Origin of the sequence: Streptomyces sp. NPDC059900 (assembly GCF_050270335.1) — a bacterium.
Classification (GTDB): domain Bacteria; phylum Actinomycetota; class Actinomycetes; order Streptomycetales; family Streptomycetaceae; genus Streptomyces.
Genome location: NZ_JBNNJZ010000122.1, coordinates 1 through 18,841 on the forward strand (window position 1 = coordinate 1; position 18,841 = coordinate 18,841).

Consider the following 18,841-nt stretch of genomic DNA (forward strand, 5'->3'; position numbering starts at 1 on the left):
GGGCCTGTACGACCCCGGTGAGCGCCGCCATGCGGTCCGCCACCGGCGCGCTTGCGAGGCGGCGGTCGGCGTCGAGTGCGGCCTCGCCGGGCAGCAGGCGCGCGGCGGTCTCCAGCTGGGCCGCGTCCCGCACCACCACGTCGATGCGGTCGCCGCCGGTCTTCGACTTCAGCTCGTCCGCCGTGCCGTCCGCGATGACCCGGCCCCGGTCGATGACGGAGATGCGGTGCGCGAGCTGGTCCGCCTCTTCGAGGTACTGCGTGGTGAGCAGCACCGTCGTGCCGCCGTCGACCAGCGAGCGCACCGCGTCCCAGACCTCCGTGCGGCCCCGCGGGTCGAGGCCCGTGGTCGGCTCGTCCAGGAACAGCACGTCGGGCTCCGTGATGAGCGAGGCCGCGAGGTCCAGGCGGCGCCGCATGCCGCCGCTGTACTGCTTGACCGCCTTGCGCCCCGTGTCCCCGAGCCCGAAGCGCTCCAGGAGTTCACCGGCCCGCACGCGCGCGTGGCGGGCGCCCAGGTGGTGGAGCCGCCCGAACATGTCCAGGTTCTGCCGGCCGCTCAGTTCTTCGTCGAGGGCGGCGTGCTGACCGAGCAGGCCGATGCGCCTGCGCACCTCGTCCGGTTGCCGCCGCACGTCGTACCCGGCGACCTCCACCCGGCCCTCGTCCGCCCGCAGCAGTGTGGCGAGCACCCGTACCGCCGTGGTCTTGCCCGCGCCGTTCGGGCCGAGCACTCCGTGCACCGTGCCGCGCCCGACCGTCAGGTCAAGGCCGTCGAGTGCCCGCTTCTCCCCGTACCGCTTCCGTGCTCCTTCGACGACGATCGCGTCCGTCATCCGTCTCTCCCTCCGAGCCCCTGCCATGCCGTAGTCAAACTTGACTACAACCTCGACGCGAAGGAAGGTATCCCCGAACCAGCGATTAGTCAAACTTGATCAGCAGAACCGTCCCACGGCTCAGCGATCGTCCTCCGCATGCGTCGTACCGGTCGCGTACGGGTTCTCCTCGCCCTCGGCGAGGACGCCCACGAAGGGCTCGCCCTCCCCCGCGAACGTGTAGGCACCGCCCTCGATCCGCTTGATCAGACCCCGCGTCCACTCCACGCCCCCGTCGGCCGTGTGGACCCAGTAGTTCATGATCTCGCCGATGTGCCCGAGCTGCTCCGGGCCCTCCTCGGGGGTGTAGTACTCCGTGACGGACCTGCGCCACTCCTCGATGCCCGCCACCCGCTGCTTCAGGAGCTCGACCGCCTCGCCCCGGGGCAGGTCGACGATGAAGCCGAGCGCCGCCGTGAGCATGTCGGGGCGCTGGTCGTACGAGACGAGGTTGGACCTGAGCATGGCCAGGAACTCCTCGGTGCCCGCCTCCGTGATCTCGTACTCCGTGCGCGGCGGGCCGCCGGCCGTCGACGGAGCGATCTCGTGCGCGAGCAGCAGGCCTTGCTTCGCCATCTGCTTCAGCGCGTGGTAGATCGAGCCGGGCTTGGCGTTGGACCACTCATGGGCGCCCCAGTACTCCAGGTCGTTGCGCACCTGATAGCCGTGGGCCCGTCCGTGCTGCCGGACGGCGCCGAGGACGAGGAGTCGGATCGCCGACATCAAAGCCACCTCCTTCTAATCAACTTTGATTAGAGTAGCGGTATGGCCGAGACAATGATCCCCCTGTTTCCCTGTCACGAGCTCGACGAGACCCTCGACTTCTACGAAGCCATCGGCTTCGAGGTCACCTTCCGCCAGAAGGCACCCAATCAGTACGCCGTGATCAGGCGCGGCGACATGGAGCTTCAGTTCTTCCGGATCAAGGGCTACGACCCGCAGACCTCGTACAGCACCTGCTACGTGGTCACCGACGACGTGGACGCCCTGCACGAGGCCTTCCGGACCGGTCTCAAGCAGACGCTCGGCCGGATACCGACCCGCGGCCTGCCCCGGATGGGCACCGTGAAGGACATGAGCTACGGGGTGCGGCAGTTCCTGATGACGGACCCCGCGGGCAACTGCGTCCGCATCGGGCAGCCCATCGCCGACTCCTTCGAACACGCGCCGGTGCCCAGGGAGCGGTACGCGCGCGCCCTGCACCAGGCCACCCTCCTCGGCGAGTCCAAGCAGGACCACGCGGCGGCCGTCCGCATCATCGACCGCGCCCTCGCGGCCGACGGCACCCCCACCCCCGAACAGCTGCGGGAGCTGCACGCCCTGCGGGCGGAGATGGCCGCGCACCTCGGCCCAGAGCCGGCAGAGGCCCCCTAACCCCAGCTCTCGCCCCGCTCCAGCGCCACCAGTTCGAACGCCGTCTTGCCGTCCAGGGACTCACGGATGATGTCGGCGTGCCCCGAGTGGCGGGACATTTCGGTGATCAGACGCAGCAGCACCCAGCGCATCGACACGTCCTCCTTCGGGAACCACGGCTCGTCGGGGAGCGCGAAGGTCGTGTCGAGGGTGGGCAGGGAGCGGATGAACTCCTCCGTACGGTCGGCCACCCGGCCCCAGTACGCGAGGACCGACTCGACCGATTCGCCCTCGATCAGGCGGAAGCACTCGTCCCAGTTCGCCTCGGTCCGCCGGACGGCCGGGTCGACGCCCTGCGCCCGCGAGATCCAGCCCTCCTCGACCTCCGCGACATGCTTGAGCAGCCCGGAGAGCGACAGCTCGCTGGCGCTCGGGGTGGTGGCCGCCTGCTCGGCGGTCAGGCCGAGCAGGGCCCGCCGGATGCCGCCGCGCTCGGCGTCGAGGAAGGCGAGCAGGGCGCCGCGCTCGTCGCCGGGGGTCTCTGCGTTGACGTGAACGACCATGATGTCCGCCTCTGGAGCCTGTGGAGCCTGCCGGGCTTTCCGACACCACTGACGTTACGGACCCTTGCGGTCAGGTTCTGTCCGCAAGGGTCCGGGAGTTCGCGTCGTGTGCGGCCGAGGCCTCAGACGTGTGCCGCCGCGCCCTCAGAAGGGGAACTGCGTGCGGCCGTGCTGCACCGAGACCCACTTCTGCGTGGTGAACGCGTCCACCGTCGCCTCGCCGTTCAGGCGCCCGACGCCCGAGTACTTCTCGCCGCCGAAGGGCACGATCGGCTCGTCGTGCACGGTGCCGTCGTTCACGTGGAACATGCCGCTGTCGATCCGCCGCGCGAACCGCACGCCGCGCTCGACGTCGCCGGTGTGGACGGCGCCGCTGAGCCCGTACGGGGTGTCGTTGGCGATGCGTACGGCCTCTTCCTCGCCGTCGAAGGGGACCAGGAGCGCCACGGGGCCGAAGATCTCCTGGCGCAGGGCCGGGGAATCGGCGGGCAGGTCCGTCAGGACGGTGGGGGCCACCAGGTTGCCCTTGGTGCGGCCGTGCAGCAGGGCCTTCGCGCCCGCGGCCACCGTCTGGTCGACGATCCTCGTCACCGCGTCGGCCTGCGAGGAGTTGATCAGCGGGCCGATGTGGGTCGCCGGGTCCGCCGGGTCGCCGACGTTCAGGGCGGCGACCCTGGCGACGAACTTCTCGGTGAACTCCGCCTGGAGCGACTGGTCGACGAGGATGCGGTTGGCGGCCATGCAGACCTGCCCCTGGTGCACGAAGCGGCTGAAGACCGCGGCGTTCACGGCGTAGTCGACGTCCGCGTCGTCCAGGACGACCAGCGCGCTGTTGCCGCCGAGTTCCAGTATCGACCGCTTGAAGTGCGAGGCGCAGACCGTGGCGACATGACGCCCCACGCGGTCCGATCCCGTGAAGGAGATGACGCTCGGCACCGGGTGCTCGATGAACGCGTCGTTGATCTCGGCGATGTCGGTGACCACCACGTTCAGCACACCGGCCGGCAGCCCCGCGTCCTCGAACACCTTCGCGAGGATGCCGCCGCCCGTCACCGGAGCGTTCTGGTGGGGCTTGAGGACGACCGCGTTGCCCAGGGCGATCGCCGGGGCGATCGTCTTGGTGGAGAGGAGGAGCGGGAAGTTGAAGGGGCTGATGACCCCGACCACGCCCACCGGCTCGCGGTAGAGGCGGTTCTCCTTGTCGTCGCCGGGCGACGGGAGGATGCGGCCCTCGGGCAGCAGCGCGACGTTCACGGCCTCGCGCAGGAACTCCTTGGTGAGGTGGATCTCGAAGCCCGCCTTGAGCCGGGTGCCGCCCAGCTCGGCGACGATGGCCTCGGATATCTCTTCCTCACGGTCCTCGATGATGCGCAGGGCACGCTCGAAGACGGCACGCCGGGCGTAGGGGCTGGTCGAGCCCCACTCCTTCTGCGCGCGCTCGGCCGCCCGGTAGGCCTGGTCCACCTCGTCGGCCGTCGCCACGGTGATCGACGCGAGCTTCTCCCCGCTGTACGGGTTGAAGTTGATGATGTCCCAGGAACCGGAACCGGCCTTCCACTCACCATCGATGTACTGGTGAGCCAGGTCAGTGAAGAAGGACATGGGACCCCTAGCCGCAGACTGTGGTTACAACTGTGCTGACACCTGAGTTCACGTCATCGTACTGACGAGTTAGGTGAGTTGGAGCAGACCACGGAGAAGGTCACGGCTATCGGCCGGATTCGGGCTGTCGCGCTGGAGCTCGGTCACCACTCGCTCGTACTGCGCGACCTCCTCGGCCTTGTCGAGATACAGGGCTCCGGTCAGCTGTTCCACGTACACGACGTCCGAGAGGTCCGATTCCGGGAAGCGCAGCATGGTGAACGCTCCGCTCTCGCCCGAGTGCCCACCGAAACTGAACGGCATGATCTGAAGAGTGACATTCGGCCGTTCTGAGATGTCGATCAGATGCTGGATCTGGCCTCGCATCACTTCCCGGTCCCCGTACGGGCGTCGCAGCGCCGCCTCGTCGAGCACGCAGTGGAAGCGGGGAGCGCGCTCGGAGACGAGCAGCTTCTGGCGTTCCAGGCGCAGGGCGACCCGGCGTTCGATGTCGGCCTTGCTCGCGTCCTTCATGCCGCGGGCGACGACCGCGTGCGCGTAGGCCTCGGTCTGCAACAGGCCGTTGACGAACTGGACTTCGTAGGTCCGGATGAGCGAGGCGGCGCCTTCGAGCCCCACGTATGTTTGGAACCAGCCGGGCAGGACATCCGAATAACTGTGCCACCAGCCGGCGAGGTTGGCCTCTTTGGCGAGTGAGAGCAGTGCGACCCGCTCGGCCTCGTCGGTGACGCCGTACAGCGTCAACAGGTCCTCTACGTCCCTGGACTTGAAGCTCACCCGTCCCAACTCCATGCGGCTGATCTTCGATTCGGAGGCTCGGATCGAGTAGCCGGCCGCTTCCCGGGTGATACCGCGCGATTCCCTCAGGCGCCTGAGTTGCGAGCCAAGGAGCATGCGCCGTACGACCGAGCCGCTCGACTCCCCTGCGGTCACTTCGCTCAACCCTCCCCATCACTTGGAAGCCAGCAGTCTGCCATTAAACGCTTCAAGGCGTACTCGTTCGGTTACAGAAATGGAAAGCCTTCGACAGGTCTCCACAAGAAGTCGTAGGAAGAAATGGGCAAGAAGCGGCACGGGAGCGCTCAAGTCAGGCGCGTGCACGTGCATCTGCCCTTGCATCTGCTGTACGCATTCGGAACCATGGTCCGCGCGTCACTTAACTGCCGCACCACTGCACCACCGCTCCATCGCTATGTACCGCGAAACCGGGGAGTGCCTCGCATGGGGACGAATGGATCGACCATGCTCGAGCCGTTACGGCAGGGGCTTCCCCCACTCGACCCCTCAGCCGTCTCCAGCGCCGCGTCCTGCTCCCTGCCCGCCCGCTATGAGGCGGTCGGCAGCGCCCGGCAGTTCACCCGTACGACGCTGAGCCAGTGGGAACTGGAAGAACGCTTCGACGACATCGCCCTCGTCGTCTCCGAACTGGTCACCAACGCCCTGCGGCACGCCCTGCCGTCGGACACCCCGCGCGACCAGGGCCCGCCGGTGCGGCTGCACTTGATGCGCTGGACCTCACGCCTGGTGTGCGCGGTGCGCGACCCCAGCGACGACAGTCCGGTCGCACGCGAGACCGACGACGACTTCTCCGCCGAGTCCGGGCGCGGCCTGTTCCTTGTGGACTCGTTCAGCGACAGCTGGGGCTGGCACCCGCTCGCGGGCGCGCTGCGGGGCAAGGTCGTGTGGGCGCTGTTCCAGCTCGCGTAGGCCTTGCCGGCCGCGGCGGGGACCAACCCGCCGACGGGGCGGTCCGGCCGCCGATGAAGTAGGTCCAACCACCGGCGAGGCAGGGCTAACCACCAATGAGGTGGTCGAACTCCCCGTCCTTCATCCCGAGCAGCATCGCCTCTATCTCGGCGCGCGTGTAGACCAGCGCCGGACCGTCGGGAAAGCGCGAGTTGCGGACGGCGACGTCGCCGCCCGGCAGCTTCGCGAACTCCACGCAGGCACCCTGCGAATTGCTGTGCCTGCTCTTCTGCCAGACCACCCCGTGAAGCTCCGTGGCAGCCATGCCGTTAAACACGTCGTGCACAGTCGCTCCCCGGTGATGCAGTGCCTGCGTGGCTCTAGATGTCTCTAGAGGTCTCTAGATGCAATGGTCAACTGTCCCGGATCATAGCTGTGTTCACATGCCGATGCATGGGCAGATGCACGTGCACGCGGGGTGTTTCCCTGATTACAGCTCTGTCAGCACCTGCCCAACTCCCCGCATGCCATGCGAACGCCATCCAGGTCGAAGCGTGCCCGCTTGTTCGCGTACGTGTTCCTGTTCGTGCTCGCGTGCTTGTTCATGTACTAGGTACAGACGCACGGGATGCCGTTCCTGTTCCAACGTTTACGCGATGGCCGGATGACGGGGTGATGTCGATCAGCGAGCCGAGCCGTACGGAAGCAGCGCCATCTCCCGTGCGTTCTTGATCGCCCGGGCGAGCAGCCGCTGCTGCTGGGCGCTGACCCGGGTGACCCGCCGGGAGCGGATCTTCCCCCGGTCGGAGATGAACTTGCGGAGCAACTCCGTGTCCTTGTAATCGATGTACGTGACTTTCGCCTGGTCCAGCGGGTTGGGGCGCGGCTTCTGGTCGCGCGCGTACGGCTTGCGGGGGGACATTCAGACCTCCAGGAGGGTGTCGAAAGCGGGCGGCAGGTGTTTCCAGGCGTCGCGCCCGGCGGCGTACTCCTCGTCGGTGAGCAGGCAGGACTCCAGGACCTCTTCGAGCCCTTCGCGGTCGAGGCCCGGCGAGGTGAAGACCAGGTGCTGGCAGCAGTCGCCGTGCTCGGGATGCCAGTCGAGCGCCGCCGCGGCGCGCCGCACCGGCGGCACCATCTCCCACGCCGCGTCCGGCAGCGAGACCAGCCAGGGCCCCGCGCTCTCCACGCAGAGCGCGCCGCCGGCCGCGTCCCAGCCGAGCAGCGTGTCGGGATGGTCGGCCAGCCAGAACCGGCCACGGCTGCGGGCCGCCGCACAGGTCAGGTCCTCCAGAGCCTGGTAGAGCCGCTCCGGATGGAAGGGCCGGTCCCGGTGCCATACGAGGGTGGCGACCCCCGCCTCGTCGGCGTCGGTCGGCAGCAGCGCGCAGGACGGATGCTGGGCGGCGGCGGCCGCCTCGACGTCGAAGCCGCCGAGCGCGGCACCCGCCAGGTCCCCGTGACCGCTGATCGGGACCTGGCGGGCGGTCGGGTGGAGCTGGGCCAGGAGCGCGCGGTCCTCGTCGTCCGCCTCGGGAGAATCCGCGACGGCGAGCACCGGGGCGTACTCCAGCTGGCGGGCCCAGGTGTCGGCGACCGTGCGCTCGTCCGTGGCGGCAGCGGCGAGACCCGCCTCCATGAGGTCGTCGCCGTTGCCGAGGTACGGCAGCAGGAGCGCCGGATCGACGGCCGTGATCACGCCGCTCAGGCGCAGCCCCTCGCGTACGTGCGCCGTGATCACCTCGGCCATCGCCTTGGGCTCGACGGAGTCCCACAGCTCGACGACCGCGAGCCGCGTGAGTCCGGAGTCCGCGAGCCGTTCGAGCTCGGGCACCAGATCCTCGCGCAGGGCGCAGCACGCACAGTCGTTGACGAGCGGCGCCTCACCGGTGGAGAGCACTCCGGTGGCATCGCGCACCGTGCGTACGACGGTGCCGTGCACGGCCGTCGCCAGGTCGTGGTGGAGCGCCACGCTGCCGGGGACGGTGGCCAGGAGCCGCTCGACGGCCTGCGTGCGGGCGTCGGAGTGCAGGCCGCCGACGATCGCGATGTCCATGCCTTCGATGTCCGTGCCTCCGATGCCCTTGCCCTTGCCGGAGGGGTCCGCGGGGTTCATCGGGCGCCGTAGCGGCGCTCGAAGCGCTCCACGCGGCCCGCGGTGTCCAGGACCTTGGCCGTGCCCGTGTAGAAGGGGTGGCTCGCGGAGGAGACCTCGACGTCGATGACGGGGTAGGTGCGCCCGTCCTCCCAGTCGACCGTCTTCTCGCTGGTCGCGGTGGACCGGGTGAGGAAGGCGAATCCCGCGGACTTGTCGCGGAAGACGACGGGTCCGTACGGCGGGTGGATGTCCTTGCGCATGGTGGTCAGCGCTCCTCTCGGAAATCGACGTGCCGCCCGACGACCGGGTCGTACTTGCGCAGTGTCATGCGGTCGGGGTCGTTGCGGCGGTTCTTGCGGGTCACGTACGTGTAGCCGGTTCCGGCCGTTGACCGGAGCTTGATGACGGGGCGGATCTCGTTTCGGGCCATGCCGGTAGTGTATGAAAATGAATCCCGTTTTCAAAACGATTCCGCGAGGGACCCCGTCCCCCCGACCGAGAGGTGCGTCACCATGTCCGCCCACTGCCAGCTGACCGGCGCCACGCCGGGCTTCGGCAACCAGATCTCCCATTCACACCGGCGCACGTCACGCCGGTTCGACGTCAACGTCCAGCGCAAGCGCTACTGGCTGCCGAGCGAGGGCCGCTTCGTGCGGCTGCGGCTCAGCGCCAAGGGCATCAAGACCGTCGACTCCATCGGCGTCGAGGCCGCCGTCGCCAGGATCCGTGCGCGTGGGGTGAGGGTCTGATGGCCAAGAAGAGCAAGATCGCGAAGAACGAGAAGCGGCGCGAGACCGTCGCGCGGTACGCCGCGCGTCGGGCCGAGCTTAAGGAGATCATCCGCCGGCCCGGCACGGGGGAAGCCGAACGGAGCGCCGCCCAGGCCGAGTTGGCGCGACAGCCGCGGGACGCGAGCGCGACGCGCGTACGCAATCGGGACAGCGTCGACGGGCGTCCGCGCGGATACGTGGGGAAGTTCGGCCTCTCCAGGGTCAAGCTGCGTGACCAAGCGCACGCCGGATTTCTCCCCGGGGTGCGCAAGTCGTCCTGGTAGCTTGGCGCGCAATTCAGTGAGCTGACGCGACGTGACGCGACGCGAATCGGTGAGCCGGTGAGCTGACGTGATTCGGTGAGCCGGTGAGCCGGTGAGCCGGTGAGCTGACGCGGCTCGGTGACCTGGTTCGACTGTCGGGTGAGTGTCGCTCATGTGCCATGTAGGGGGACTTCAGTGCGGATGCACGTCCGGAACGTACGTATCGGTGCCGCGGCGGCGGGTCTTGTCGCCGCCCTTGTCCTGACCGGTTGCAGCAGTGACGGCGGCGACGGTGACGACGAGGGCAAGGACAAGAGCTCGGCGGGGTCGTCCGCCGGGGCCGAGGGGTCGTCCGACGCCGATGCGCCGGACGAGGGTTCCGACTCCGGTGCGAAGGACGGCAGCTCCGAGGGCAGCTGGGTCGCCACCGCCGACGGGAATCCGCTCGCGCTGGTCATCGCCGGGAAGCAGGCGACGCTGCTCGGCGAGAACGTCCTGTGCAGCGGTACCGCCGGGGGCGACACGATCACGCTCAAGTGCGCCAAGGGCGATTCCGATCGCACCAACGGCACGGTCGAGTCGGTCAACGGGACGTCGATGACGGTGTCCTGGCAGGGCGCGGGCAAGGATCAGTTCACCAAGACCGAGGGCGGGAAGCTGCCGGAGGGGCTGCCTACGGCGGGGCTTCCGGAGTCCTGAGTCCTTGCGCGGTTGCTTGCTTTGATGTGCGGCTAGCGGGCCGTGGGACCTTGTTCGGGGTCCTGCGGTCCGCTTTCGTTTTGGGCGGCTTGTGTTGGTGGGGCGGCTTGTGGCTGTGGGGCGGCTTGTGTTGGTGAGGCGGCTGATTCCGAGCCTGATGCGGTGCCTGTTTCCGTGCCGTCCACCAGCATGGGCGGGGGCGCTGTGTCCAGGGCGTCCGAGAGTTCGTCGAGGGTCGCCAGGAGGAGGCCGGCTCCTCTGCGTACGACCCGGTCGGGGACACCCTCGCCGTCCCACTCGTCCAGGGCCTTGCGTACGGCTTCCCACTTCGGGACGCGGCGTTCCCGTACCGCCTTCGCGCCGTCCTCGGTCGACTTGCGCAGAGCCGTCGCGAGGCGCTCCGCGGCGGGGACGGGGGTCGCGTCGCGGTCCGGGAGGTGGGCCTCCATCAGCATCGCCACGCGGCCGAGTTGGGCGAGGGCATCCTCGGCGTCCCCTGCCGACGCGCGGGAGAGGCCGCGGTGGCGTACCGGTTCGTGCTTGGCACGGGCGGTGGCTTCGTGCCAGGCGATGCGGGCGTCGCGGGCTGCCAGGAGCGCGCCGCGTACGTCCGGGCACGAGCTGCCCCCGGGGTCGGCGTAGCGGCTGACGACTGCCGCGGCGTAGCGGCCGTCCGCCACCAGCCAGTCGGCGAGGCGGTTGCGCAGGCGCGGGGTCTCCCAGGCCGGGTACACGGCGTACGCGATCATCGCGAGGATGCCGCCGAGGAGGGTCAGGACGACGCGTTCCGGCACCGTCTGCGTCCACTGTTCGCCGCCCATGCCGAGCAGGAACACCACGTACGCGGCGACGCAGGCCTGGGCGGCGACCTGGCCCGTGCGCATCAGGAGGTACATCATCCCGGCGCAGAGCACGGCGAGTGCCGCGGAGAGTCCGGTGCCGGGGCTCGCGAGTTGCACCAGGCCCGTGGCAAGGGCGACGCCCACGAGCGTGCCGCCGAAGCGGGCCACCGCGCGGGAGTACGTCTGTGAGAAGTCCGGACGCATGATCATGACGGAGGCCATGGGGGCCCAGTAGCCGTGGCCGAGGGGGAGCCAGGTGCCAAGCAGGTACCCCGCCGCGGCCACCGCGGTGACGCGGATCGCGTGGCGCGTGACGGGGGATTCGTGGCGGCGGCGGAGTTCGGCTCTCATGGCGCGGAGGGCGGCGGGGAGCAGGGCGGGGAAGGTGGGGCGGAGGAGGGGGGTGGGGGTGGTTGCTGGGGTGGGGGTGGTTGCTGGGGTTGGGGTGGGGGTGGCTCCGGATTCTGAGGTGGGGGTGGCTCCGGATTCTGTGGGGGTGGCTTCGGCTTCTGTCGGGGTGGTGAGGGCGGCGGCCTTGTCCGGGGGTTTGCCCGCGGTTTCGACCACGTCCCGCAGGAGCGCCGCCAGGCGTTTCGCCGCTCTCTGGGCCGGGCCCGTGAGGATCGCCCCGGTGTCCGGGCTCTGCAGGGTGGCCACCGCCGCGGGCGGGATCTTCAGGGGCTCGCCCTTCCGGATCGCCCTGGCCGCCGCGTCCAGGATCGCGCCCGCCGCGGCGAGGATTTCGCGTACGCGGTCGCGTTCCTCGCCCTCCTCCGGGACGCCGACCGCCGGGTCGGCAAGGGAGGCGAGCACCGGGCGGATGCGTTCCGCGAGGCCGCGGGTGCCGCGGAGTTCGGCGGGGCGGGTGCGGGCCTGGCGGGGGGTGATGGTCGCCGCGTCGCGGGCCGCCATCAGGGGCTCCGGGTCGAAGTCGGCGTGCGGGTCGTGGCGCAGGCGGCGGGCGTAGTCGGCCTCGGCGGCGAGCGCGTCGGCGAGGGCGTCCCGGTGGGCGCCCCATCTGCGTACGGGGAACAGGACCACGAGGGCGGCCTGGACCGCGCCGCCCACCACCATCATCGCGGCGTGGCCCGCGGCGGCGGCGATGGAGCCGGGGAGGGTGACCGTGACCAGCATGATCGCGACGTTGGACGAGGCGATGATGCCGATGGTCGGGCCCGCGGCCCAGCTCAGGCCCGAGAGGAAGGTCCACAGGGCGAGGAGGGCGAGGAAGAGGAGGGTGTGGGAGCCGGTGAGGTAGCCGAGGAAGGTGGAGACGGCGAGGCTCGTGCCGGAGGCCAGCGCGAGTTCCGGGCGGGGGCGCCAGCTGCGTTGGAAGGTGGCGATGGCGGCCTGGAATGCGCCGAATGCCGAGCTGGCGGCTACGGCGGGGCCGAAGAGGGTGAGGCTGACGCCGATGATGACGGCAAGGCCGGCCGCCCCGCGGATCGCGATGAGGGGCTCAAGCCGCTTCCGCTCGACGGTCAACCCCGAGCGGGTGGTCTCCTTCAGCGCCCGAAGCCAGGTCACTCTGTGATGATACGGGGCATATAGGGCTTACTGGGTCGAGGTGGGGCTCCTGGGGCCCGTTACCGCGAACGGAGGCGGGGGCTGCCCGGGGTTACGTTTGCCGCGTCCGCTGCCGCAGCTCCCTCCGTCCAGCCGTCGGCGTCCGCCGCTCCTCGTACGCGGGTGGTAGATGTCTGGGGGAACATGCGTTCCGCCCGGGCCGTGACGGCCACATCGCGGGCCGCGAGGACCGGCAGCAACTCCCCCGCCTCCGGGGACTCCGCGGTGACGTCCCGCGCCGCCGCGGCCAGGCGCCCGCCGATGCGGTCGGCGTACGCGAGGAGGAACGCCTGACGGAACGTCTTCGTACGCTTCCGGCCGCCCGCCCGCTGCCCCGCCTCCGCCTTCGTCATCGCCGCCGTGCCCTGCACGAGGAGCGAGGTGTGGAGGATTTCGACCACCTCCAGGTCCGCTTCGAAGCCGACGACGGTGGAGAAACCGAACGCCTCGTTCCACACCGCGCGGCAGCGGTTCGCGGTGGCCACCGCGTCCAGGAGGATCGCCTTCGCCGTCTCGTACGGGGCGTCCACGCCGATGCGGCAGGCACCGGGGGTGTCCTTGGCGCGGGTGCGCGACGCGAGCAGCGCCTCGTCGATGGTGTACCGGGCCATCAGCTCCTGCGCCTTGGCCGTCAGCGCCTCCGCCTCCTCCGGGAATCCGGTGGCCTCCGCCTTGGCCAGGAGCGCGCGGATACGGGTGAGGATGCGGGGCTCGTCGTGACCGGGCGGCGGGGACGTGTGCAGCGGGGAGCCGGGAGCGGGGCCCACCGGCTCGATCGCGGGCAGGCGCAGGAGGAGGCGGTAGAGGGCGAGGACAGTGGTGGCGCGGGAGAAGCGGTCCGACTTCGGGGCGCCGGCCTGCGGGGGAAGTCCGGCGAGCTGTGCGTGCCAGCGGGGCGGGAGCGTGTCGCCGTACCCCCTGGTCTCCGTGGTGATCAGCTCGGCGGCCAGTTGCGTCAGGTGGGTGCGGTCGGTCCCGTGGGCGATGTCGTCCCTGGCCCGGCCGACCATCCGTATGACGTCCGCGGGCTGCCAGCCCCGCTCCCAGGCGCGGCGCACCAGCTCCTCGCCCCTGCGCCACAGCTCCGCGTCGGCCCCGGGCTCGGCCGCGAGGAGGGACGCGCCGATGTCGAGGCCCTCGTCGCCGTCCGCGTACAGCGCCGCCGCGAACGCCTTGTCGATCACCTCGGTCACCGGATCCATACGTCAAGGGTATGGCTGGCCCTACCCCCCGGACGCCCCCTGGTGGTCGTGCCCGGCGGGGCTCCGGACGGTTGGGTTGAGCCATGACCTCAACTGCCGTACGGCTCACCGCCGTCCGCCGCCGCTACCGTGACGTGACCGCCCTCGACGGCGTCGACCTCGCGATACGCGCCGGTACCTTCACCGCGATCATGGGCCCTTCCGGCTCCGGCAAGTCGACGCTGTTGCAGTGCGCCGCCGGGCTCGACCGGCCGACCTCCGGGACGGTGGAGGTGGGCGGTACGGAGCTGACGGGGCTCAGCGAGCGGCGGCTGACGCTGCTGCGGCGGGACCGGATCGGCTTCGTCTTCCAGTCCTTCAACCTCCTGCCGTCACTGACCGCGGCCCAGAACGTCGCCCTGCCCCTGCGGCTCGCGGGCCGCAGGCCCTCGCGTACGCAGGTGCGGGACGCGCTGGCGCACGTCGGCCTCGCCGAGCGGGCCGGGCACCGGCCGGGGGAGCTGTCGGGCGGCCAGCAGCAGCGGGTGGCGCTGGCGCGGGCGCTCGTCACGCGGCCCGCCGTGCTGTTCGGCGACGAGCCGACCGGGGCGCTCGACACGACCACCAGTCGTGAAGTGCTGCTGCTTCTGCGGCAGTTGGTGGACGGGGAAGGGCAGACCACGGTGATGGTCACGCATGATCCCGTGGCGGCTTCGTACGCGGACCGAGTGGTGTTCCTGGTGGACGGGCGGGTGGCCGATGAGGTGCTTGCGCCGGATGCGGGGGAGGTGGCGCGGCGGATGGCGGGGCTGGAGTCCGGGGTGGGCGGGTCCGGGGCGGGCGGGTCCGGGGCCGGGGGTGGCGCCGGAGGCAGGTCCGGGGGGGGGGGTGGCGCCGGGTTTTTGGACGCGGGCGACAAGTCGATGATCGTGGGTGGTCGGTGATGTTCTTCGCTTCTCTTCGTACTCGCTGGGCCGGGTTGCTCGGCGCGTTCGTCGCCGTCGCGCTGGGCGTGGCGCTCGTCGCCGCGATGGGGCTGGGGCTGGCGTCGACGTTCAGTGCTCCGGAGCGGGAGCCGGTGCGGTTCGCCGCGTCGCCCGTGGTCGTCATGGGGCAGAACACGCTGACCGTCCCGGTGAAGCGGGGGCCGAACACGGGCCACGTGACGAAGCCGCTCGCTCATCCACACCCTGTGGATATCGAACTTCTGCGCGACCTTCGACGCCTTGGGTCCGTGCAGCTGGATGGGGCGAAAAGGGATGCTGTGGGGGTGGATGCACCGGTTGTGGAGGTGCGGAAGGTCGTCGAGGCGTGGAGGGTCGCTGGGGCGGCAGGCTCCGCCGGGGGGCGGGACGCCGCCGAGGGACGGGACTCCGCCCGGGAGCGGGACGTCGCCGGGGGGCGGGACGTCGCCGGGGAGCAGGTCCGGGTTCTGACCGGGGGTGAGCGGCGGCTCGCCGATCCCGGTCCGGCGCGGGACGCCGAGGCGCTGGTGGCGGTGAACTCGTTCCTGGGGACGGCGGGCGGGGTGTCCGCATTCGTCTCCGTCTTCGTCACCGCTTCCACCTTCGCCTTCGTGGTGGCCCTGCGGCGGCGCGAGTTCGGGCTGCTGCGGATGGCCGGGGCGACGCCGGGTCAGGTCCGCAGGATGCTGCTCGCGGAGGCGCTCGCGGTGGGCGTCGCGGCCTCCGGCGTGGGGTGCGTGCTGGGGGCGCTGGGCGCGCCGGTGCTGGCGGAGATGCTGGTCGACGCCGGGATCGCTCCGGAGTGGTTCGCCATCGGCGGGGCCGTCTGGCCGTACCATCTCGCCTTCTGGGTGGGGGTGTCGGTCGCCTTCTCGGGGGCGTGGCTCGCCTCCCGGCGGGCGGGGCGCGTGGGTCCCGTCGAGGCGCTGCGGGACGCGTCCGTCGACACCGGCGTCATGCCGTGGAGCCGCCGGATCGCGGGAGGCGCGCTGCTGGCGGCGGGGCTCGGGATGCTCGGCTGGACCCTGTGGAGTGATCCTTCCGCGCTGATGAAGCGGAAGACGTACACCACTCAGCCGATGATCCTGATCACCGCGCTCGCCGCGCTCACCCCTCTTCTCGTACGTCCCGTCCTGCGTGCCGTCCGCCTTCCCGGCGCCGTCGGACTCCTGGTCCGGGAGAACTCCGCCGCGTCGGTGCGGCGTACGGCGGCGGTCGCCGCGCCGGTCCTGGTGACGGTGGCTCTCGCGGGCTCGCTGCTCGGCTCCGCGGAGACGGCGGGAGCGGCGCGGGCGGCGGAGGCCCGGGAGCGTACCGGGGCCGATTTGGTGGTGACGGGCGCCGATTTGCGGGGCGGCGATGCGCGGGGCGGCGATGTGCGGGGCGGCGCCGGGGGTGTGGCCGGGCGTGTGGCCGGGGTTGCTGTGGCCGCTTCGTCCGCGTCCACTGCCGTGTTCGTACGGGAGGAAGGCAGCGCCCTTGTCCGGTCGGAGGCGCGCGCGGTGAGTGATCCGACGGCGTTCGCCTCGGTGTCACGGCTTCCGGTGGTGGCGGGTGACGTACGCGATCTCGACGACCGGTCGATCGTCGTCAACGAGGAGTGGGAGAAGCGGCGGGTGGGCGAGCGGGTCGACGTCTGGCTCGGCGACGGGAGGCCCGCGCGGCTGCGGATCGTCGCGGTCCTCGAGCGGGGTACGGGGGACAACGGGGCGTACGTCACCGCGGCGAACGCTGCTGGGGTCCCGGTGGACCGTGTTGACGTGGGGCTGCGGGCGGGGGCGGACCGGGATGAGGTGGCGGGGGCGCTGCGGGTGGCGGCCGGTTCCGGGGAGGGCCCGGGGGGCGGTTCTGGGGATGGTGCCGGGGGCGGTGTTCGGGTGCGGTCGGCGGAGCAGTGGCTGGCGGACACGCATCCGGCGACGAAGCCGCAGACGCGGCTCGGGCTGCTCGTGCTGCTGGGTATCGCCCTGGTCTATACGGCCATCTCTCTGGCGGGAACGCTTCTGATGGCGACGTCGATACGGGGTCCGGAGCTGCGCTCCCTCCGACTGGCCGGGGCTACGCGGGTGCAGGTGCGGATGGTGATCGCCGGGGAGTCGCTGCTTGCGGTGGCGGTGGGCACGGTCCTGGGCCTGCTGGTCACCGGGGTGAACCTGGGCGCACTGAGCACGGGCCTTGCACGGCTGTCGGCGCCGGCGGGGGTTGTGGTGCCGTGGGAGCTGGTGGGGGTGGCTGCGGGGGTCTGTGCCGTGGTGGGGGTTGGGGCGGGGGTGGTGGGGGTGAGGGTGCGGCGGGGGTGAGGGGGCGGTGCGGGCCCGGTGCCGGGGGGCGGGGCTGGTCCGTCGCTGGGTGCGGGGCCGCGCCAGTATGTCCGTCCTCGCCATCAAGTGCGCGCCGCCGGCTACTTCGGCACCGGAGCGCCGCGAACCGTGCTCCGGGCGGAAATACCGACACGCCCCCTCCCGTCTCGACGCCGGGTGCCAGTGCGTCCGGGGGCGGTGCTCGTTCATCGTTGGGTGCGGGGCCGCGCCGGTATGTCCGTCCTCGCCATCAAGTGCGCACCGCCCGGCCACTTCGGCACCGGAACGCCGCGAACCGTGCTCCGGGCGGAAATACCGACACGTCCCCTCCCGTCTCGATGCCGACTGCGGGTGCGTCGGGCTCCCCTCCCCCGCCGTTCTAATCGCCCACGCCGCACCCGGCCGAAGCACCCACCCACCCCAGCCGCACTACCACCCGCCCCACAACTGAACGCAGCGCACGCCACCCACCCACACCTGGCCACCCGCCCCGTCACTGCGGGGCAAACGGGCGGGTGGGTGGGAGAGCTTGTTCGGTCAGGGTGGATGCGGGGTGACGGGCCGGTGGGCGGAGGTGGCTCCGCCGGGGGTGGGGAGAGAGGGTGGGGCAGGTTGCCGTAGGGGGTTAGCTGTCGCCGCCCTCGTCGATCAGGCGGCGTACCTCGCGGTCGATCAGGCCGAGCCTCGCCTCCGCCACCAGAGGCACCGCGCGCCGGTGCCGGCGGGATTCGTGGACGTCGATGTCGACCGTGACGAGGCTCGGCTCCCACTTCGGCGCCTGTGCGACGACCGTCCCCCGCGGGTCCACCACCCGCGAACCGCCCCAGAACGAAGCCCCGTTCTCGTTACCGACCCGGTTCACGAAGATCACCCAGCACTGGAGCATGCGGGCCGTGTAGGAGAGCAGCGTGTCCCAGTACAGGCCCGTGTCCATCGCCTCGGGATCCAGGCTCGCCGCGCTGTTCGTGGGGATGACGATGACCTCCGCACCGTCCTGCACCGCAAGCCACGGCAGTACCGGCTGCCACGCGTCATTGCAGATGAGGGTAGCCGCGCGCCCGTGCCCGCCCGGCAGGTCGTACGCACGCAGGTGCTGGCCGGGGCTTACGTGCTTGCGCTCCTCCCAGGCCAGGTAGTTGGGGAGGTACAGCTTCCGGTGGGAGTGGAGGAGCTGGCCGTCCGCGTAGTACGCGGAGGTGTTGTACGCGCGCAGACTCGTGTGCTCGTGCAGGCCCACGATCACATCGGGACCGGCAGCGGAGAGCTCCCGCAGACGGTTGTCCGACGCGTCAAGGGACGTGTCCCGGTGCAGGCCGCCCAGGTGGTAGCCGTGCAGGCTCAGCTCGGGGAACACGACGAGGTCGGCTCCCTGCGCCGCCGCCTGCCCGATCTGGTCGCGGGCCTCCGCGAGGTTCTCGTCCACCTCGCCGAGAACACAGTCGGTCTGCGCAAGGGCCACTCTCATGGCTCCGAGCCTCGCAGCGCCAACGCCCACCCGCATGTCGGGAACCCCCGGACGTGGGGCGCGGGGCGAGGGGCGGCGACCGCGGCGTTTCGGGCGGGTGGGCGGGGAGGCCTGTTCGGCGAGGCAAGACCGCGGAGTGCCGGGCGGGTGGCCGGGAAGAGCTCGTACGGCCAAGCGAGCCCGCGGAGCTTCGGGCGGGTGCGCGGGCGGGCAGGCGGGCGGGCTGGCAGGCGGGAAAAGCCGTTCGGCCAGAGGAGCCGGGGGCACGCATACCCGTGCGGCCAAACAAGCCGGAGGGCACGCGCACCCGTTCGGTCAGGGGCACGCGTACCCATTCGGCCAAAGAAGCGGGGGCACTCATACCCCCGGCCAAGCAAGCCCGCAGGACACCCCGCCAAAGCCACCAGCCGGGATTGTCAGTCCCCCCTGCGAGACTCATCCCATGACCGAAAGGTGGGCCCTCGCTGCCACCGAGGCCGGTGGCGCCACCCTCGCCCCCCTCGGGGAAGACGGCCTGCCCGCAGGACCCACCCTCCACGAGCCGGACCTCGCCGCAGCCGTCCGCGCCCGCCCCGAAGCGGCCCGCTGGGTCTGGCGCTCCACCGCCGAGATCC

At 71.0% G+C, this 18,841-nt stretch carries 20 protein-coding genes and 1 pseudogene; 8 read left to right on the plus strand and 13 right to left on the minus strand.

The window, feature by feature from the left end; genetic code table 11:
• Both ACQKIP_RS18560 and ACQKIP_RS18565 read right to left on the minus strand, forming a co-directional pair.
• Positions 1 to 835: ATP-binding cassette domain-containing protein (locus tag ACQKIP_RS18560; RefSeq protein ID WP_427743480.1), on the minus strand; the 835-nt coding region annotated here is incomplete at its 3' end.
• Positions 836 to 955: 120 nt separating this feature from the next.
• Positions 956 to 1,597: a PadR family transcriptional regulator gene (locus ACQKIP_RS18565; RefSeq protein WP_365858879.1), complete on the minus strand. Its 642-nt coding sequence runs from the start codon at positions 1,595 to 1,597 to the stop codon at positions 956 to 958.
• Between the two features lie 42 nt (positions 1,598 to 1,639).
• Between ACQKIP_RS18565 and ACQKIP_RS18570 the strand changes: the two genes are divergently transcribed.
• Positions 1,640 to 2,248, plus strand: a complete 609-nt coding sequence (locus ACQKIP_RS18570) for a bleomycin resistance protein (protein ID WP_365858881.1) — start codon at positions 1,640 to 1,642, stop codon at positions 2,246 to 2,248.
• On the opposite strand, the gene ACQKIP_RS18575 is transcribed toward ACQKIP_RS18570, so the two are convergent.
• The 3 genes from ACQKIP_RS18575 to ACQKIP_RS18585 all read right to left on the minus strand — a co-directional run bounded on the left by ACQKIP_RS18575 (position 2,245) and on the right by ACQKIP_RS18585 (position 5,325).
• Positions 2,245 to 2,790 carry a DinB family protein gene (locus ACQKIP_RS18575; RefSeq protein ID WP_365858883.1) on the minus strand — a complete coding sequence of 182 codons (546 nt, stop codon included), beginning with the start codon at positions 2,788 to 2,790 and terminating at the stop codon, positions 2,245 to 2,247. The two genes, ACQKIP_RS18570 and ACQKIP_RS18575, sit on opposite strands and share 4 nt — an antisense overlap.
• Before the next feature lie 144 nt (positions 2,791 to 2,934).
• Positions 2,935 to 4,392 (minus strand): aldehyde dehydrogenase family protein, encoded by a 1,458-nt coding sequence (locus tag ACQKIP_RS18580; RefSeq protein ID WP_365858885.1) that lies wholly within the window; start codon positions 4,390 to 4,392, stop codon positions 2,935 to 2,937.
• 69 nt (positions 4,393 to 4,461) lie between these two features.
• Positions 4,462 to 5,325: a helix-turn-helix domain-containing protein gene (locus ACQKIP_RS18585; protein ID WP_365858887.1), complete on the minus strand. Its 864-nt coding sequence runs from the start codon at positions 5,323 to 5,325 to the stop codon at positions 4,462 to 4,464.
• 288 nt (positions 5,326 to 5,613) lie between these two features.
• Between ACQKIP_RS18585 and ACQKIP_RS18590 the strand changes: the two genes are divergently transcribed.
• The gene (locus tag ACQKIP_RS18590; protein ID WP_365858889.1) at positions 5,614 to 6,099 is read left to right on the plus strand and encodes an ATP-binding protein; all 486 of its coding nucleotides are present in this window, start codon (positions 5,614 to 5,616) and stop codon (positions 6,097 to 6,099) included.
• An 85-nt stretch (positions 6,100 to 6,184) separates the two neighbouring features.
• On the opposite strand, the gene ACQKIP_RS18595 is transcribed toward ACQKIP_RS18590, so the two are convergent.
• The 5 genes from ACQKIP_RS18595 to rpmG form a co-directional block, all read right to left on the minus strand.
• Entirely contained in the window at positions 6,185 to 6,403 is a 219-nt protein-coding gene (locus ACQKIP_RS18595) for a DUF397 domain-containing protein (RefSeq protein ID WP_361191231.1), read from the minus strand.
• 357 nt (positions 6,404 to 6,760) lie between these two features.
• Positions 6,761 to 7,000 (minus strand): 30S ribosomal protein S18, encoded by a 240-nt coding sequence (rpsR, locus tag ACQKIP_RS18600; RefSeq protein ID WP_365858891.1) that lies wholly within the window; start codon positions 6,998 to 7,000, stop codon positions 6,761 to 6,763.
• Positions 7,001 to 8,134 (minus strand): CobW family GTP-binding protein, encoded by a 1,134-nt coding sequence (locus ACQKIP_RS18605; RefSeq protein ID WP_365859433.1) that lies wholly within the window; start codon positions 8,132 to 8,134, stop codon positions 7,001 to 7,003.
• A gap of 56 nt (positions 8,135 to 8,190) precedes the next feature.
• Positions 8,191 to 8,436, minus strand: a complete 246-nt coding sequence (locus ACQKIP_RS18610) for a type B 50S ribosomal protein L31 (RefSeq protein ID WP_361191032.1) — start codon at positions 8,434 to 8,436, stop codon at positions 8,191 to 8,193.
• A 5-nt stretch (positions 8,437 to 8,441) separates the two neighbouring features.
• Positions 8,442 to 8,606 (minus strand): 50S ribosomal protein L33, encoded by a 165-nt coding sequence (gene rpmG / locus ACQKIP_RS18615; RefSeq protein WP_365858894.1) that lies wholly within the window; start codon positions 8,604 to 8,606, stop codon positions 8,442 to 8,444.
• 82 nt (positions 8,607 to 8,688) lie between these two features.
• Between rpmG and rpmB the strand changes: the two genes are divergently transcribed.
• The 3 genes from rpmB (at position 8,689) to ACQKIP_RS18630 (ending at position 9,908) form a co-directional block, all read left to right on the plus strand.
• On the plus strand, positions 8,689 to 8,925 hold the full coding sequence (gene rpmB / locus ACQKIP_RS18620) for a 50S ribosomal protein L28 (protein ID WP_361191030.1): 237 nt from the start codon (positions 8,689 to 8,691) through the stop codon (positions 8,923 to 8,925).
• On the plus strand, positions 8,925 to 9,230 hold the full coding sequence (gene rpsN / locus ACQKIP_RS18625) for a 30S ribosomal protein S14 (protein WP_365858896.1): 306 nt from the start codon (positions 8,925 to 8,927) through the stop codon (positions 9,228 to 9,230). The genes rpmB and rpsN overlap by 1 nt, the downstream gene beginning before the upstream one ends.
• A gap of 180 nt (positions 9,231 to 9,410) precedes the next feature.
• Positions 9,411 to 9,908, plus strand: coding sequence for a hypothetical protein (locus ACQKIP_RS18630; RefSeq protein ID WP_365858898.1), 498 nt, complete (start codon positions 9,411 to 9,413; stop codon positions 9,906 to 9,908).
• A 32-nt stretch (positions 9,909 to 9,940) separates the two neighbouring features.
• Here the strand turns inward: ACQKIP_RS18630 and ACQKIP_RS18635 are convergent, their stop codons facing one another.
• A complete protein-coding gene (locus ACQKIP_RS18635) occupies positions 9,941 to 12,277 on the minus strand; it encodes an FUSC family protein (RefSeq protein ID WP_365858900.1) in 2,337 nt (778 codons plus the stop codon).
• 59 nt (positions 12,278 to 12,336) lie between these two features.
• Positions 12,337 to 13,518 carry a DUF2786 domain-containing protein gene (locus tag ACQKIP_RS18640; protein ID WP_365858902.1) on the minus strand — a complete coding sequence of 394 codons (1,182 nt, stop codon included), beginning with the start codon at positions 13,516 to 13,518 and terminating at the stop codon, positions 12,337 to 12,339.
• An 83-nt stretch (positions 13,519 to 13,601) separates the two neighbouring features.
• Here ACQKIP_RS18640 and ACQKIP_RS18645 point away from each other — a divergent pair, with 83 nt between their 5' ends.
• Both ACQKIP_RS18645 and ACQKIP_RS18650 read left to right on the plus strand, forming a co-directional pair.
• Positions 13,602 to 14,441 (plus strand): ABC transporter ATP-binding protein, encoded by an 840-nt coding sequence (locus ACQKIP_RS18645; RefSeq protein WP_365858905.1) that lies wholly within the window; start codon positions 13,602 to 13,604, stop codon positions 14,439 to 14,441.
• Positions 14,441 to 16,762, plus strand: a complete 2,322-nt coding sequence (locus tag ACQKIP_RS18650) for an ABC transporter permease (protein WP_365858907.1) — start codon at positions 14,441 to 14,443, stop codon at positions 16,760 to 16,762. The genes ACQKIP_RS18645 and ACQKIP_RS18650 overlap by 1 nt, the downstream gene beginning before the upstream one ends.
• Positions 16,763 to 17,387: 625 nt before the next feature.
• Here ACQKIP_RS18650 and ACQKIP_RS18655 read toward each other — a convergent pair.
• Complete coding sequence (locus ACQKIP_RS18655) at positions 17,388 to 18,227, minus strand: nitrilase-related carbon-nitrogen hydrolase (RefSeq protein WP_365858909.1); 840 nt, start codon at positions 18,225 to 18,227, stop codon at positions 17,388 to 17,390.
• A 442-nt stretch (positions 18,228 to 18,669) separates the two neighbouring features.
• Between ACQKIP_RS18655 and ACQKIP_RS18660 the strand changes: the two are divergent.
• A pseudogene (locus ACQKIP_RS18660) lies at positions 18,670 to 18,841 on the plus strand (bifunctional 3'-5' exonuclease/DNA polymerase); the annotation flags it as partial.

What these genes read in the sequence shown, in the direction of transcription:
- ACQKIP_RS18565 (WP_365858879.1), bottom strand. Translation starts at nt 1,597, where the DNA reads ATGTCGGCGATCCGACTCCTCGTCCTCGGCGCCGTCCGGCAGCACGGA.
- ACQKIP_RS18570 (WP_365858881.1), top strand. Translation starts at nt 1,640, where the DNA reads ATGGCCGAGACAATGATCCCCCTGTTTCCCTGTCACGAGCTCGACGAG.
- ACQKIP_RS18575 (WP_365858883.1), bottom strand. Translation starts at nt 2,790, where the DNA reads ATGGTCGTTCACGTCAACGCAGAGACCCCCGGCGACGAGCGCGGCGCC.
- ACQKIP_RS18580 (WP_365858885.1), bottom strand. Translation starts at nt 4,392, where the DNA reads ATGTCCTTCTTCACTGACCTGGCTCACCAGTACATCGATGGTGAGTGG.
- ACQKIP_RS18590 (WP_365858889.1), top strand. Translation starts at nt 5,614, where the DNA reads ATGGGGACGAATGGATCGACCATGCTCGAGCCGTTACGGCAGGGGCTT.
- ACQKIP_RS18595 (WP_361191231.1), bottom strand. Translation starts at nt 6,403, where the DNA reads ATGGCTGCCACGGAGCTTCACGGGGTGGTCTGGCAGAAGAGCAGGCAC.
- rpsR (WP_365858891.1), bottom strand. Translation starts at nt 7,000, where the DNA reads ATGTCCCCCCGCAAGCCGTACGCGCGCGACCAGAAGCCGCGCCCCAAC.
- ACQKIP_RS18605 (WP_365859433.1), bottom strand. Translation starts at nt 8,134, where the DNA reads ATGGACATCGCGATCGTCGGCGGCCTGCACTCCGACGCCCGCACGCAG.
- ACQKIP_RS18610 (WP_361191032.1), bottom strand. Translation starts at nt 8,436, where the DNA reads ATGCGCAAGGACATCCACCCGCCGTACGGACCCGTCGTCTTCCGCGAC.
- rpmG (WP_365858894.1), bottom strand. Translation starts at nt 8,606, where the DNA reads ATGGCCCGAAACGAGATCCGCCCCGTCATCAAGCTCCGGTCAACGGCC.
- rpmB (WP_361191030.1), top strand. Translation starts at nt 8,689, where the DNA reads ATGTCCGCCCACTGCCAGCTGACCGGCGCCACGCCGGGCTTCGGCAAC.
- rpsN (WP_365858896.1), top strand. Translation starts at nt 8,925, where the DNA reads ATGGCCAAGAAGAGCAAGATCGCGAAGAACGAGAAGCGGCGCGAGACC.
- ACQKIP_RS18630 (WP_365858898.1), top strand. Translation starts at nt 9,411, where the DNA reads ATGCACGTCCGGAACGTACGTATCGGTGCCGCGGCGGCGGGTCTTGTC.
- ACQKIP_RS18640 (WP_365858902.1), bottom strand. Translation starts at nt 13,518, where the DNA reads ATGGATCCGGTGACCGAGGTGATCGACAAGGCGTTCGCGGCGGCGCTG.
- ACQKIP_RS18645 (WP_365858905.1), top strand. Translation starts at nt 13,602, where the DNA reads ATGACCTCAACTGCCGTACGGCTCACCGCCGTCCGCCGCCGCTACCGT.
- ACQKIP_RS18650 (WP_365858907.1), top strand. Translation starts at nt 14,441, where the DNA reads ATGTTCTTCGCTTCTCTTCGTACTCGCTGGGCCGGGTTGCTCGGCGCG.
- ACQKIP_RS18655 (WP_365858909.1), bottom strand. Translation starts at nt 18,227, where the DNA reads ATGAGAGTGGCCCTTGCGCAGACCGACTGTGTTCTCGGCGAGGTGGAC.